Genomic DNA, 14,047 nt, shown 5'->3' with positions numbered 1-14,047 from the left:
GAGTGAAGGTGGCTTCTCGCATGAGCCGCTCGGGGGTGTTGCTGCCGACGAGGGCGCGGCTTCCGGTCGCAGTGACGAGCGTGGCCGATGCTCGTATCGCAAGTTCCGATGCGCGGGCGCGTGCGGCCGACATGTCGCCGCCGCCGCGCAGTGCTGCATCGAGATCGGCGCGCGCCCGGGCGGCTTGTTCTTCGAACGCGTCGGCGTCGACTCCCAGATCCGCGAGTTCGGTCACGGCGCGGCGGGCGATGCCCATGGCCATCGCGCCATTGAGCCACAAGCCGGGGAGTTGGGTGCTCTGGAACTGTTCGTCGCTGACGACCGCACAGACGTCGGGATCGGGAATTTCGAAAGCGTCGAACACGATTCGGACGGTGTTGCTCCCGCGCGCCGCGATCAGTGGAAGCTCCTCGATCGTCAGACCCGGGGCCTCGCCCACCGGTACGACGGAATGAACGATGGAATTGTCGAACTCGTCCCGCGCCGACACCAAGAGAACATCGACGATGCCCCAACCGGTGACGAAGGGTGCGATCCCGTCGAGGACGTAACCGTCGTTCACCCGCTTCGCCCACAGAAGCGGTGGGCGGGGGATGGCGCCGGCATACGCAACCCCACCGCGAATCGTGCCGGAGACCAGACCGTCCCAGTATTGTTCGCGCAGAGACGTATTGGTACTCGCTGCCAGGGCCCCGACGACGCCGTGATGCTGCATCCAGGTGAACGTCGTGGCGAGGCAACCGCCGCACAAGGTTTCGAGGACCTCGACCAGTTCTTCGCTGCTGGGGCCACCCTCACCGAGGGCGGCGATGCCGTAGAAGCCGTCGGCGGCGAGCGCGTCGAAATGGCTGCTGGGGATTTCTCCGTCGGCGTCGACGCTGTCGGCGACGGGAAACAGAACGGTATCGGCGATCTCACGCGCAAGTTCCGGCCACTTGGTCACGCTGTCAGGGTAAGCCGTGAGCCGGGGTTGTGGTGTGGAACTGAAGCGGTGGCGTATCTAGAAGGACGGCGGTGAACTCACGATGAGGAATCTCGCAACTGCAGCGGTGCGATTGAACCACCGATGCGGGATGGTCGAGGTGTAGAGGAGGGTATCGCCGACATGAAGAACGTGATGCTCGTCCAGCCCGACCTCGACCTCGACAGATCCTTCGAGAACGTGAATGAATTCTTCGCCGGCATGTTCGGTGTGCTCACCTGCCTCGGAGTGAGGTGCTGCCGTGATCTCGTTGGGTTCCATGGTCCGTGAGCCGGTCGAGCAGAATCGGATCACCGAATCGTGTGCCAGTTCGAAGGTTCGCCCCTCGCCGGCGCGGACGAGGCTGGACGGAGTTCGCTCGCCCTGTGCCAAGAGTGAGTGCGCCGTGGTGCCGAGCGATTGCGCGAGGCGGTGAAGGTTCATGACGCTGGGTACTGCGTGCCCGTTTTCGGTTTGGCTCAGGAATGGCTGCGACAACCCTGACTTCACGGCAACCTCACGCAACGTCAAACCGGCTTCTTTTCTCGCTGTCCGCACGGCTGCCCCGATTGCGGTCGCTATCGCTCTCTGGTCGTCGTCCATGTGCCGAAGATAGCAGTGCTCTGGTGAAAGTTTTGATTACACAGACGAAACAAATTCGACCACGGTAAGAAATTATCGACGTGCTGAATAGTCCCGTACACGAAACACTTCCAGCTTCGGACGGAGATCGGCGCATGGCCATCCATCCAGTCGACCAGCGGCTCCCCATTGCCCGCCAGTCTGCTTTTGCTCTTCAGCACGTCCTCATCATGTACACCGGTTGCATCACGGTTCCGCTGGTTTTCGGTGCCGCCGTCGGGCTGGACCGCAGCACGGTCGCGATGCTGATCAGTGCGGACTTGCTCGTTGCAGGCATCATCACGATCATTCAGAGCCTGGGCGTCGGCAAGGTTGCCGGTGTCCGCCTGCCGATCGTCTGCGGTGCGACGTTCGCCGGGCTGACGCCGATGATTCTGATCGCCAAGGAGTACGGCCTGCAGGCCGTGTACGGGTCCATGCTGGTCGGTGGCGTGGTCGGCATAGCCTTGGCCGTCCCGTTCGCCAAAATCGTCCGATACTTCCCACCCCTGGTCACCGGCGTCGTCCTCACAGTCATCGGCATCTCGTTGATCGGTGTCGCGGGAGGACTGATCGTCGGAAACGACCCGACCTCCCCGTCGTTCGCCGATCCGAAGAATCTGGCGCTGGCTGCCGCAGTCGTTGTGATCGCGGTGGCGTTCATCTGCCTCGGTCGCGGGATGTGGACGCAACTCGGTGTACTGATGGCGCTTGTGATCGGCACCGTGATCGCCATCCCGATGGGCCTGATCGATCTGAGTGGCGTCGGCGGCTCGGCCTGGGTGGGCTTCCCGATGCCGTTCCACTTCGGCGCTCCGGAGTTTCCCGTCACCGCCGTGGTGGCGATGAGTATCGTCATGGCAGTCGTCTTCGCAGAATCGACGGCGAGCATGCTGGCGGTCAGCGAGATCACCGGAAAGCCTTTGAAGAAAGCAGATCTCGCACGAGGGCTGGTGGCCGACGGGATGTCGGGAGTTCTGGGCGGAATCTTCAATGCCTTTGTCGACACCGTTTTCTCGCAGAATGTCGGCGCTGTTGCCACGACCCGGGTGTACAGCCGGTACGTGACCGCTACCAGCGGTGCCATTCTGATCGTCCTCGGCCTCATCCCGCGAATGGGTGAAGTGGTTGCAGCCCTGCCTGATCCGGTGGTCGGCGGCGTCGGAATCATCTTGTTCTCCACTGTCGCCGTGGTCGGAATCAACACGCTGCGCAAGGTCGATCTCAGTGACCCGATCAACACCACGATCGCCGCTGTATCGGTGGGGATCGGTATTCTTCCGGAATTTGCGGAGGGGATGTTCGAGCGATTCCCCTCCTCGGCTCAGATCCTCCTCGGTAGCGGCATCACCTTGGCTGCGGCCTCGGCCTTTTCGCTCAATCTGCTGTTCAATCACACCCGACTCGGTGAACTCGCGAGGCGATCGCGAGAGAGCCTCCATGCCACTGCAAAATCTGAACCCGCCACCAGCTCTGCAGGAGACGCCAGTGTCACAGTCCCAGTCTGATCCCTTCGAAGTGCCCGTCGTCGACATCTCGCCTTACGTGCTCGGTGGTGCCGACCAGGACAAGGCGCGAGTGGCTGCCGAAGTCGACCATGCCTGTCGGACTGTAGGTTTCATGCAGATTCGAGGCCACGGTGTTCCGGCCGCTGTTTCTTCCGGCCTCGCCGAAGCGATGGACGACTTCTTCGGGCTGCCGATGGAGACGAAGTCGGGCTACCGAATCGAGGGCGCGAATCGTGGGTACAGCCCGCCCAAGAGCGAGTCGCTGAGCCTGAGCCTCGGCGTCGAATCCGCGACCAGAATGAACGACTTTTTCGAGGCTTTCAACGTCGGAACCGAAGCCCGATCATTCACCGAACTCGAACTGTCGGAGGACGATTACGGAATCAACCTGTGGCCCGCAGTGTCTGGTTTCACGGAGCGGGTGGAGAATTACTACGCCCATGGCGAGCGGGTGGCACGCACACTGACCACCATTTTCGAAGACGCGCTCGGGCTGACCCCAGGATTCTTCGAGTCGATCACCGACCACTCCATCGACGTACTGCGGATGAACAACTACGCGTTACCCGAAGGGACGGTGACGTTGGACGGTGAGTTGAAGGGGATGGGCGAACATACCGATTTCGGGCTGGTCACCGTGCTGTGGGCGGACCAGGTCGAAGGTTTGCAAGTACTCGGGAGCGACCGACGCTGGCACGATGTCTGGCCGCACGACGGCGCACTACTGGTCAACCTCGGGGATCTCACCGCGCGACTGACCAACGACAGGTGGATGTCCACGCTGCACCGAGTTGCGCCTCCGGTGGTGAACGGCACCATCAAGCGCCGGCGATCGGCGGCCTTCTTCCATGACGGAAACGTCGACGCGGTGATTGCGACCTTGCCGAGTTTTCAGGACGACTCCGGCTTGGAGTACGAACCCATTACCGTTCGCGATCACATCAAGGCCAAATTGGCCGGGTCGAGGCAGGGGAAGTCCAACGCCGCCGCAGGTCGTGAGGCGGCTCGGGTACTTTCGGCTGCAGAGCTCGAGGTCAAGCAGTGAGTGCACGGAACATCGTCCTGATCCACGGAGCGTGGGCCGGCGGGTGGGTCTGGGATCGTGTGTGTGGCCCACTGAAATCGGCCGGCTTCAATCCCGTTGTGGTGGAGCTTCCCGGCTCGGGAAGTTGGAACCCAGACGACGTGATCGATCTCGATGTCGTTGCCGAACATGTTGTGGCAGTTGTCGAGTCCTTGGACGGACAGTGCGCCCTCGTCGGTCACTCCGGCGGTGGCATCGTGGCCTCACAGGTGGCTGAGTTGCTGCCTTCGCGGGTAACGGGTCTTGTGTACGTCGCAGGGATGATGCTTCCATCGCAGACGGACTTCGGGATGCTCTGCATCGAACTCGGTCTGGAAAGTCCGGTCGGGATCTCACGTTGGTTGGTCCCCACCGCCGACGGGGATGCGACGGTGGTACCGCCCGAAGCCGGTGCCGCTGTGTTCTTCCACGAAGCGCCGGAGGCTGATGCGATCTTCGCCGCGCGCATGCTCGTTCCACAACTGGAGTCAGCCCGCCTGATGGCACCTGTCTGGACGGAAGAGCGATTCGGAACCGTGCCGAGGTTGTATGTCGAATGCACGCTGGATCGAACCGTGCCGATCGAGGCTCAACGCGCCATGCAGAGACTTGTCCCCGGTGCCCAGGTGGTCAGCCTGGGCACCGACCATGCACCGCAGTTGTCGGCGCTCCCGGAGTTGATCGACGCGATCACCGATTTCGCCCGGCAGGTGTTCAGCCGAACTCGACCCCTTGAGCCAGCGGAAGCTGGTCCGAGTAATTGACGGTATTGGTGGCTCGGCGCATGTATGCCTTCCACGAATCCGAACCCGACTCGCGTCCGCCGCCAGTCTCCTTCTCCCCGCCGAATGCGCCGCCGATCTCCGCACCGGACGTTCCGATGTTCACGTTCGCGATGCCGCAATCGGAGCCGTCGGCGGCGAGGAAGCGCTCTGCTTCTCGCTGGTCGAGTGTAAAGATCGAGGACGAAAGTCCTTGAGGTACGCCGTTGTGCAGCGCAATGGCGTCGTCGAAATCGGTGTAGGTCAAGACATAGAGGATGGGTGCAAAAGTCTCCGCCCGTACCACCTCGGTCTGTGCTGGCATACGAACGAGAGCGGGCGTCACGTAGAACCCGGAATCGCCGACGCGGTCCCCGCCACACACCACAGTTCCGCCGTCCGCGCGTGCGGCCGAGAGCGATTTCTGCATCGTCTCGAACGCGGCTTCGTTGATCAGCGGCCCGACCAGAACACCGGAATCGAAGGGACTACCGACCTGGAGTTGCGCGTACGCGGACGCAACGCGGTCGACGACGTTGTCGGCGATCGACTCGTGAACGATGAGCCGGCGCAGTGAGGTGCAGCGCTGCCCGGCAGTTCCAGCGGCGGAGAAGACAATTCCGCGCACGGCAAGCTCGAGATCCGCCGACGGCGTGACGACTGCGGCGTTGTTTCCACCCAGCTCCAGGAGACTTCGTCCGAAGCGCTCGGCGACCCGCGGAGCCACGGCGCGGCCCATCCTCACGGAACCGGTGGCGCTGACCAAGGCCACGAGTGGGTTGTCCACGAGAGCCTCACCGACGTCACGTCCGCCGACGACCAACTGGTGAACGTCGATCGGTGCTTGACAGTCGGCGAGTGCGCGTCGGAGGAGGGCGTCACATGCCAGTGCAGTCAGCGGCGTGGTCTCCGAAGGCTTCCAGACGACGGCGTCGCCGCACACGAGAGCAATGGCGGTATTCCACGACCACACCGCGACGGGAAAGTTGAACGCGGAGATGACTCCGACAACGCCGAGAGGGTGCCACGTTTCCGTCAACCGGTGTCCGGGACGCTCGGACGGCATGGTGCGTCCGTAGAGCTGCCGGGAGAGACCGACGGCGAACTCGCAGATGTCGATCATCTCCTGTACCTCGCCGAGAGCCTCCGAGGTGACCTTCCCGGCCTCCAACGTCACGATTTCCGCGAGGTCATCCTTGTGCTCGGTCAGTAAGCTGCCCAGCCGGCGTACGACCGCGCCGCGCGCCGGAGCGGGAACGGTTCGCCAGGTGAGGAACGCACGATGAGCCGCCTCGACGGCGTCGTCGACCTCTCGGCCGGAGTGCTGCCGAACGGTACGCAGTTGCGTACCGGTGATGGGGGTTCGTGCGCTCAGGTCGCCGGCGGGCCACTCGACACCGCACGCGGCAAGGGCGCTTTCGGCGCGATCGGCGAGGCTCGAAGAATCAGGCAGGTTCACTGGGGAGTCCTCTGTTGTTGTGGGCGGGAGGCAGCACGGCACGTGACGCCTCTTGTTGTGCGCGGTACAGCTCGAACGGATCTTCGATGGTGCGGTCGATGGCGCCCTCCAATCGATCCTGCCCGTATTCGGCGCCGGGCGCATCGGAAACGAATCCGGTCACGGAATCGAGATTGGATGCGAAGATCCCGGCCGCGGAGGCAGGTAGGAAGTCCTCGTAGACGATCGGGTCGAGGACGACAACAGTTCCTTCGTTTCGGTACGTGAAGTACGCCAACCCCGCGGCATCGAGTTCGCTTTCGGAGTGCGGAAATTCGCTGTCCCAGTCGGCGTCCTCGGGCGTGGCGATCAGTCGGTCGTAGATCGCTCGCCCGCTGCGGGTCAACGCGATTCCGCGTGCCTCCACCTCGCCGAATCTGACGCGGACGGGCTCAGTGGTGACCGATCCGTCGTGCTGACGGAAGAGTCTGTCTTCGGCCAATGCACGAAACGACGTCTGCCGCAGAAGTAGTGGTGGTCCGCTCCATCTCGGCGGGCCTTGGATGCGGTCGATCATGGTGATACCGCGCTCGGTCATGCGGCGGTACAACTCGTCGATGTCGAGCACTCGCGGGGTGAGGTGATTGACGTGGGTCGAGCCCTGCCCCGCAATGTCTGCAGCGACAGGCGAGATTGCGGCGAGTTCGCGGTACCAGCCCGCGTCGATGGGATCGGTGCCGAGCCGAAACGCCGAGGTCGCTGCATCGACGAACTGTGTCGCCTCGGGCTCCGTCAGGCCGCCCTCGCGACTCGATTGACGTGCCCACTGCAGAAGTTCGGGAGAGAACAGGGTCCGGCGACGCAGAAACCCGGTGATCCGACGCTCGAGGTCGGTGTCGAAGAACCTGGAATCGGAACTGGTCAGCACCGAGGTGAAAACGCGGAACGGGTTCCGGGCGAGTTCGGCGGGATCGGTGGGGCGAAATGCCGTCGAGACAACGGGAATGGGGGAGTCTGTGAGCCGGAGGTCGTAATAGCCGACCGGAAACATACCGAATCCGCCGAAGACGGTGGCTACGTCACGTAGTTCGTCGAGAGTCCCCAGTCTGATGGCGCCGTGACGCTCGGCGCTGACTCTCGCCAGGCTGCCCAGGCGCTCCGCAGAATCCGGATGTTCGGCGGCAAAATCACGGTTCACCTGCATGGTTACATCTACCAAGGTGTTGTAAGCGGGGACCTCGTCGCCATACATCTTGGCGAGGGCCGCTGCGAACCGTGCACGTAGCTCCCAGGTTTCAACCATACGAATGTCCGATTGCGTTAGCCTGCGCAGGTGCGAGAAACAGAAACCAGTGACGTTGCCGGTGTTCCGGTCGACGAAACCGATCGACTCTTGATGCGTGAATTGGTCTTGGACGGCCGTGCCACTCTCGCGAGTCTTGCTGAGAAGGCTGGACTCTCGATCTCCGCAGTCCAGTCGCGAGTGCGTCGTTTGGAATCTCGCAAGGTGATCCGTGGGTACTCCGCGAAGATCGATCCGGAGGCACTCGGTCACAATCTGTCCGCATTTGTCGCCATCACTCCTCTCGATCCCTCGCAGCCCGACGATGCGCCTGCCCGCTTGCGTCATCTGCCGGCGGTCGTCTCGTGTCACTCGGTAGCCGGGAGCGAAAGCTACGTCCTCCTGGTCCGGGTGGCGTCACCTCGGGCGTTGGAGCGATTGCTGCAGGAGATCCGTACGGCAGCCAACGTCAACACACGAAGCACCATCATCCTACAAACTTTTTACGATGAATGACGCTTGTTCAATAACTTTTACGGTCCTCTATCGACACTCCCGGAAAATTGACATAACCTTCGCGTATGAGTACTGCGATGCGAGACTTCGGTGACAGTGCGCTCTTTCCGGTCTACGACGTGTTGAAGGCCAGCATCCTCGTCGACGGATTCGATCTGATTCTCGACGTCGAAGGGTCGCGGGGTTCCTATCTCCGTGACCTGCGAGACGGAACCGAGTATCTGGACATGTTCGGTTTCTTCGGCTCTTCGGCCCTGGGTATGAATCACCCTGCGATCACAGGCGACGAGGAGTTTCAACAGGAGTTGGCTGTCGTGGCCTCCAACAAGCCGAGTAACTCCGACATCTACACCGAACCCATGGCGCGCTTCGTTGCGGCTTTCGCTCGGGTACTGGGGGATTCGGCACTCCCACACTTGTTCTTCGTCGACGGCGGAGCCCTGGCGGTGGAAAATGCACTCAAGGTTGCCTTCGACTGGAAGAGTCGGTGGAACGAAAGCCGTGGGTTGTCAGCAGATCTGGGGACAAAGGTCCTGCACCTGACCGAGGCTTTTCACGGCCGCAGTGGCTACACGATGTCGCTCACCAACACCGAACCGGGCAAGGTCGCGCGATTCCCCAAGTTCGACTGGCCACGTATCGACTCGCCGTACCTGGCAGACGGCCGCGATGTCGAAGCTGCGGAGAGGCAAGCTCTCGATCAAGCGCGCCGAGCTTTCGCCGACAACCCCGACGACATTGCCTGTTTCATCGCCGAGCCGATCCAGGGCGAGGGCGGCGACCATCACCTCAGGCCGGAATTTCTGCAGGCGATGCAGGAGTTGTGCCACGAAAACGACGCCCTCTTCATTCTCGACGAAGTACAGACCGGTTGCGGAATCACCGGAACTGCCTGGGCCTACCAACAATTGGGTCTCAGTCCGGATGTGGTGGCGTTCGGCAAGAAAACGCAGGTGTGCGGAATCATGGCCGGCGGGCGCGTGGATGAAGTGCATGACAACGTGTTTCACGTCAGTTCTCGGATCAATTCGACGTGGGGTGGCAACCTCACCGACATGGTTCGTGCCCGGCGGATACTCGAAGTCGTCGAGCAGGACCGACTGATCGACCGCGTGCGATTCACGGGTGCGCATCTCCTTGCCCGGTTGACCGAAGTCTGCGGGCGGTACGCGGCGGCAACCGAGCCGCGCGGTCGTGGCCTCATGTGCGCGATCACTCTGGAAGACAGTGACCTTCGCGATCGCGTCGTACAGCGACTGCGTGAAGACGAGCACGTGATGATACTGCCTACCGGGAAGAGGGGAATCAGATTCCGGCCCGCGCTGACGGTGACCACCAGTGAGCTGGACGACGCGGTCGACGCGGTCGAGCGCGTGCTCGCACGCGAGACCTAGGGCCTCTGTAGCTGTTCCCACACTCGATCCGGTGTCATCGGTGTGGAGTACATACGCACTCCACACGCGTTGGCAATCGCGTTTGCCAACGCCGGTGCTACAGGATTGAAGGGGGCCTCACTCATCGATTTCGCGCCGAAAGGCCCGAGCTTGTCGTACGTGTCGGCAAACAGTACTTCGGTGATCGGCAGATCCCCGATCCGGGGAACGTGATAATTGCGCAACTGCGGATTGATCACCCGACCTTCTTCGATGACGATCTCCTCCGACAGCGCAGCGCCGAGCGCTTGTCCCACACCGCCTTCCACCTGCCCTCGCAGTTGTGCCGGGTTCATGACGGTGCCGGCATCGGCGGCCTGAACCGACTGCAGGATCTTCACCCGGCCGGTGTTCGTGTCGACGGCAACGCGAAAACCGTGAACGTTGAACGAGACCGAGCGCGGTGTCCCGTCGTGGCGACCGTCAGCGGCGAGCGGGCCACCTTCGAGTAGCGTCGCGAAATCGAGGCAACCGTGGGACGTTTCGACACCGTCCGGCGAAAGGTCGTCGATCTGCGCGCCGCGACCGCTCGATCGCACCGCACGGGTCAGTATCCGCTCGCGAAGGCGCTCGCAGGCGATCAGGAGCGCCTTTCCGGCGACCACCGTTCCTGTCGACCCGAATGCTCCGGTGTCGTATCCGCCGGCATCGGTGTCGGATTGAACAATCGTGATGCGATCGACTGTCGTCCGCAATTCGGTGGCCGCGATCTGCTGGTGAATCGTAGTGGTTCCGTTGCCGAACTCAGCGGTGCCGATGTTCACGACGTACCGACCGTCGGCCTCGAGTGCGACGGTGGTGTCGGAGAAGTGACCACGCGGCGGGATCGTCGCGATCATGGCAATTGCCATGCCCCGACCGATCTGCCAACGCGACCCAGCCGGTGCAGCCTCTCCGCGTCCGCTCGACAGTGCACTGTCGACGAGGTCGATGCACTGGTCCAGTCCGTAGCTGCCGAATTCGAGATCACCGTCTTCGACGTGCCAGTCGACAAAATCGTCTCCGGGAACGACGACGTTGCGCCGCCGAAACTCGAAGGGGTCCATGCCGAGACGATCCGCGAGCTGATCCATGGCCGACTCGACGGCGAAGATGATCTGGCCGAGCCCGTAACCACGAAAGGCCCCGGAGGGAACGTTGTTCGTGTAGACCGCTTCGGCGTCGACGCGTTTGGTCGCAGCGCGATAGACCGCCATGGATTCGGCGCAACCGTGGAACATGACTCCGATCGAATGGTTCCCGTACGCCCCGGCGTCGGAAAGGACGTCGATAGCGAGCGCAGTGAGAGTTCCGTCGGCGTCGGCGCCCGCACGCACCGATACTCGCATCGGGTGCCGTGACGGTGCGATGGTGAACTGATCGCTGCGGCTGAACTCGTAGGCTACGGGCTTGCCGGTCTTCAAGACGGCCAGTGCGACCAGATCCTCGGTGAGTAGTTCCTGCTTCCCGCCGAAACCCCCGCCTACCCGTTTTGCGAACACCCGGATTCGGCTGCGATCGAGATCGAAGATGTGGGCCAATTCATCCCGAACCAGAAACGGCACCTGTGTGCTGCTTCTGATGACGAGACGGCCCGCCTCGTCGAGCCACCCCACTGCGCCGTGAGTTTCCAAGGCCACGTGTTGGACTCGCGCAGTTTTCCACGTACCTTCGACGACTGCAGTCGCATCCGTGAGCGCACGGTCCAGATCGCCGACGCCATCGTGAAGCGCGGCAACCACGTTGCGAGGGGCCTCGGCGATCCGCGAGCTCTCGTCCTTGTCGCCGTGCAGGAGTGGAGCGCCGGGGGAACGCGCCAGATCTGGTTCGAATACCGCGTCGCGTACCTCGTAGTCGACTTCGATCAGCGAGAGTGCACGTTCCGCCTGCGTCGGGGATTCGGCGATGACCGCGGCTACGCGCTGGCCGCGGAAGCGGAGGGTGCTGTCGAACACGCGCGTGTCGTCCGGATCGTCGTTGCGGTCCTCGTGCCGGGCGGTCGAGAACAGCACGTCCGGACTGTCATGAAAAGTGAGGACCGCGGTGACGCCCGGCGCCGCTTCGGCTGCTGCCGTGTCTATCCGCGTTATGTGTGCGTGTGCGTGCGGACTGCCGAGTACTGCGACGTGAAGCAGGTCGACCGGCTTCTCACCCGGGGAGAAGTCCATGGTGTACTGCTCGGTTCCCGTGACGATGCGCGCGGACGCCGGTGCTGCGATCGAACGCCCTTGTGCCCCGCCTATTTTGGCAGTCTCCGTATTGGATGTACCGGCGAGAGCGTCACGAATGGACCGATAACCGGTGCAGCGGCACAGGTTACCTTTCATCGAGCACGCGAGATCGGATTTTTGCTCGACCGACAACGCTGATGCGGTGACTACCATTCCCGCTGTACAGAAACCACATTGGAATCCGCCCGCGTCCACGAATGCCTGTTGAATGGGGTGAAGTTTTTCCGGTGTTCCGAGACCGGAGGCGGTGACGACGTCGCGGCCGTCGATGCGATGGGCGGGAAATATGCACGAATGGGTGGGGTGTCCGTCGACCAGCACCGAGCAGGCGCCGCAGTCTCCGGCATCGCACCCCTTCTTGACGGAGTTCGCTCCGTGCTCGCGGAGGAAGGTTCGCAGGCACTGTCCTGGGCGGGGCTGGTCGTCGCGCGGAACTCCGTCCACCGAGTACTTCATTCCAGTTCACCTCGGATTTCTTCGGCAAGAAGCTCGGTCATCGCCTTCCGCCACGGCGCAGTTCCATGGACATCGGTGAAGTAGGCGTCTTCCGGAATCCTGCTGCGCAACGCGTCCGCAAGTGCAGTGGCGTCGGGGAGTTCGTCGAATTTCAGAGCGTACGGACGGCGGGTCGCGGCGGTGATCGCCAGCGTGAAACCGTCGGCGCCGCAGCGTCCGGCCACGGCTACGGCCGATCGCCCGAGTGACGTCTGAGCCAGCTTTCGCATCGCGGTACGTGCAGTCAATGCATGCACGGGAATCCGGACACTGCGGATGATCTCACCGGACCTGAGTACGTTTCGAGAATCGTCGATGACGAAATCGACTACGGGGAACGAGTATTCGGTACCGTCCGGACGCCAGATCGTCAGTTCGGCATCGAGAGCGGTGCACAGAGTCGTCATCGCTCCGGCCGGGAAGGAGAGCGCGATGTTGCCGCCGACTGTCGCGTATCGCAACACCTTCCACGATGCGAGTAGTGCGTCAGCGCAGTGTTGGAACAGCGCTGCGGCGCGCCAGGATGCGGGAAGTTCGGCGCGGCACAGTTCCTCGATGGTGCAGGTGGCCGCGATCTCGAGACCGAGATCGCCGACCGCCACAGCTTCCCAGTCGAAGCCCGCAAGGTCGACAAGGGTGGTCAGGTGCGGCTGCGGTTCCGAGTACAGCCAGGTGCCGCCACCGATGAACCCGATGCCGGGTGACGCACAGGGGAGTTCGGCGCGGGTCCGCGGCACCAGAACTTCGTCGACGCTGTGCAGGTCCATCGCGACCTCAAGCCTTTCCGAGTAGGTCGCGGTGTGCGCGTGCGACATCCGAGGCCACGACGTCCTCGTCGACGGTGGTGACTCGTCCGTCGGCAACTACGATTCGCCCGTTGACGAGCAGTAACCTCAGCGGGGGAGTCGAGCCGAGTACGAGCGCCGCCACCGGATCGGTGATGCCGGCATGCGCGACGGTGTCGAGTTTCCACACCGCCAGGTCGGCAAGTTTTCCGACCTCGATCGATCCGATTTCGCCCTCGCGGCCCAGAACTCGTGCGCCGCCGATCGTTCCCAATTCCAAGGCTTTTCGCACCGTCATCGTCTGCGGTCCGCCCTTCGCGCGAGCAAACAGAAGTGCATGACGAGACTCCTCGATCAGGCTGCAAGCTTCATTGCTCGCCGCGCCGTCCACGCCGAGCCCCACGGTGACCCCGCCGTTCACCAGATCGGCGGCACGGGCGATACCGGCTCCCAGGCGCGCGTTGGAGGTCGGGCAGTGCGCCGCCGCAGTTCCGGTTCGCGCCATCGTCTCGATACCGGCGTCGTCGAGATGGACTGCGTGGGCGTACCAGACGTCCGGGCCCACCCAGCCGACTCGTTCCATGTATTCGACCGGTGTGCAACCGAAATGCTCGCGGCAGAATCTCTCCTCGTCCAGTGTCTCGGCCAGATGCGTGTGCATACGCACGCCGTTTTCGCGGGCCAGCGTCGCGGACTCGCGGAGCAATGCCTCCGTCACCGAGAAGGGTGAGCAGGGAGCTACCGCGATCTGCAGCATCGATCCGGGATTCGGGTCGTGCCAACGGTCGATCACCGACTGCGTGCCGGTCAGGATGTCATCGAGTTTTTCCACGACGTGATCCGGTGGCAGGCCGCCGGAACTCTGGCCGAGATCCATCGACCCACGACACGGGTGGAATCGAAGGCCGACCTGCGCAGCCGCGGTGATCTCGGCCTCGAAAACGTCGCCGGCGTCGCGGGGAACGACGTAGTGG

The 14,047-nt window shown here is 62.9% G+C and carries 12 protein-coding genes; 5 read left to right on the top strand and 7 right to left on the bottom strand.

The window, feature by feature from the left end; translation table 11 throughout:
* A partial coding sequence (locus RWT78_RS22290; protein WP_314680818.1) for an acyl-CoA dehydrogenase family protein occupies positions 1–943 on the bottom strand: 943 nt, incomplete at its 3' end.
* 57 nt (positions 944–1,000) lie between these two features.
* On the bottom strand, positions 1,001–1,564 hold the full coding sequence (locus tag RWT78_RS22285) for a helix-turn-helix domain-containing protein (RefSeq protein WP_003940980.1): 564 nt from the start codon (positions 1,562–1,564) through the stop codon (positions 1,001–1,003).
* Between the two features lie 134 nt (positions 1,565–1,698).
* Here RWT78_RS22285 and RWT78_RS22280 point away from each other — a divergent pair, with 134 nt between their 5' ends.
* Genes RWT78_RS22280 through RWT78_RS22270 form a run of 3 tightly spaced genes read left to right on the top strand, consistent with a single transcriptional unit; the run spans position 1,699 to position 4,917 of the window.
* Complete coding sequence (locus RWT78_RS22280) at positions 1,699–3,090, top strand: nucleobase:cation symporter-2 family protein (protein WP_314680813.1); 1,392 nt, start codon at positions 1,699–1,701, stop codon at positions 3,088–3,090.
* A complete protein-coding gene (locus RWT78_RS22275) occupies positions 3,071–4,135 on the top strand; it encodes an isopenicillin N synthase family oxygenase (RefSeq protein WP_042449601.1) in 1,065 nt (354 codons plus the stop codon). Before RWT78_RS22280 ends, RWT78_RS22275 begins: the two co-directional genes overlap by 20 nt.
* Positions 4,132–4,917: an alpha/beta fold hydrolase gene (locus RWT78_RS22270; protein ID WP_314680810.1), complete on the top strand. Its 786-nt coding sequence runs from the start codon at positions 4,132–4,134 to the stop codon at positions 4,915–4,917. Before RWT78_RS22275 ends, RWT78_RS22270 begins: the two co-directional genes overlap by 4 nt.
* On the opposite strand, the gene RWT78_RS22265 is transcribed toward RWT78_RS22270, so the two are convergent.
* The gene (locus tag RWT78_RS22265) at positions 4,868–6,373 is read right to left on the bottom strand and encodes an aldehyde dehydrogenase family protein (RefSeq protein ID WP_003940993.1); all 1,506 of its coding nucleotides are present in this window, start codon (positions 6,371–6,373) and stop codon (positions 4,868–4,870) included. The two genes, RWT78_RS22270 and RWT78_RS22265, sit on opposite strands and share 50 nt — an antisense overlap.
* Entirely contained in the window at positions 6,360–7,655 is a 1,296-nt protein-coding gene (locus RWT78_RS22260; protein WP_054825827.1) for a VOC family protein, read from the bottom strand. Before RWT78_RS22260 ends, RWT78_RS22265 begins: the two co-directional genes overlap by 14 nt.
* Before the next feature lie 30 nt (positions 7,656–7,685).
* Between RWT78_RS22260 and RWT78_RS22255 the strand changes: the two genes are divergently transcribed.
* The gene (locus RWT78_RS22255; protein WP_003940830.1) at positions 7,686–8,150 is read left to right on the top strand and encodes an Lrp/AsnC family transcriptional regulator; all 465 of its coding nucleotides are present in this window, start codon (positions 7,686–7,688) and stop codon (positions 8,148–8,150) included.
* Between the two features lie 65 nt (positions 8,151–8,215).
* Positions 8,216–9,544: an L-lysine 6-transaminase gene (lat, locus tag RWT78_RS22250; protein WP_042922145.1), complete on the top strand. Its 1,329-nt coding sequence runs from the start codon at positions 8,216–8,218 to the stop codon at positions 9,542–9,544.
* Here the strand turns inward: lat and RWT78_RS22245 are convergent.
* The 3 genes from RWT78_RS22245 to RWT78_RS22235 all read right to left on the bottom strand — a co-directional run.
* Complete coding sequence (locus tag RWT78_RS22245) at positions 9,541–12,249, bottom strand: molybdopterin cofactor-binding domain-containing protein (protein WP_314680800.1); 2,709 nt, start codon at positions 12,247–12,249, stop codon at positions 9,541–9,543. The genes lat and RWT78_RS22245 overlap by 4 nt on opposite strands.
* On the bottom strand, positions 12,246–13,055 hold the full coding sequence (locus tag RWT78_RS22240; RefSeq protein WP_003941021.1) for an FAD binding domain-containing protein: 810 nt from the start codon (positions 13,053–13,055) through the stop codon (positions 12,246–12,248). The genes RWT78_RS22245 and RWT78_RS22240 overlap by 4 nt, the downstream gene beginning before the upstream one ends.
* Positions 13,056–13,062: 7 nt before the next feature.
* On the bottom strand, positions 13,063–14,047 hold a 985-nt coding region (locus RWT78_RS22235), incomplete at its 5' end, for an amidohydrolase family protein (protein ID WP_314680796.1).

The organism is uncultured Rhodococcus sp. (assembly GCF_963525155.1).
In the GTDB taxonomy this organism is placed as follows: Bacteria; Actinomycetota; Actinomycetes; order Mycobacteriales; family Mycobacteriaceae; genus Rhodococcus_F; species Rhodococcus_F qingshengii.
This window is presented reverse-complemented; position numbering and strand designations above follow the sequence as displayed.

Excerpts from the sequence above, each read along its gene's own strand:
- RWT78_RS22245 (WP_314680800.1), bottom strand. The coding sequence starts at position 12,249 with ATGAAGTACTCGGTGGACGGAGTTCCGCGCGACGACCAGCCCCGCCCA.
- RWT78_RS22280 (WP_314680813.1), top strand. The coding sequence starts at position 1,699 with ATGGCCATCCATCCAGTCGACCAGCGGCTCCCCATTGCCCGCCAGTCT.
- RWT78_RS22240 (WP_003941021.1), bottom strand. The coding sequence starts at position 13,055 with ATGGACCTGCACAGCGTCGACGAAGTTCTGGTGCCGCGGACCCGCGCC.
- lat (WP_042922145.1), top strand. The coding sequence starts at position 8,216 with ATGAGTACTGCGATGCGAGACTTCGGTGACAGTGCGCTCTTTCCGGTC.
- RWT78_RS22260 (WP_054825827.1), bottom strand. The coding sequence starts at position 7,655 with ATGGTTGAAACCTGGGAGCTACGTGCACGGTTCGCAGCGGCCCTCGCC.
- RWT78_RS22285 (WP_003940980.1), bottom strand. The coding sequence starts at position 1,564 with ATGGACGACGACCAGAGAGCGATAGCGACCGCAATCGGGGCAGCCGTG.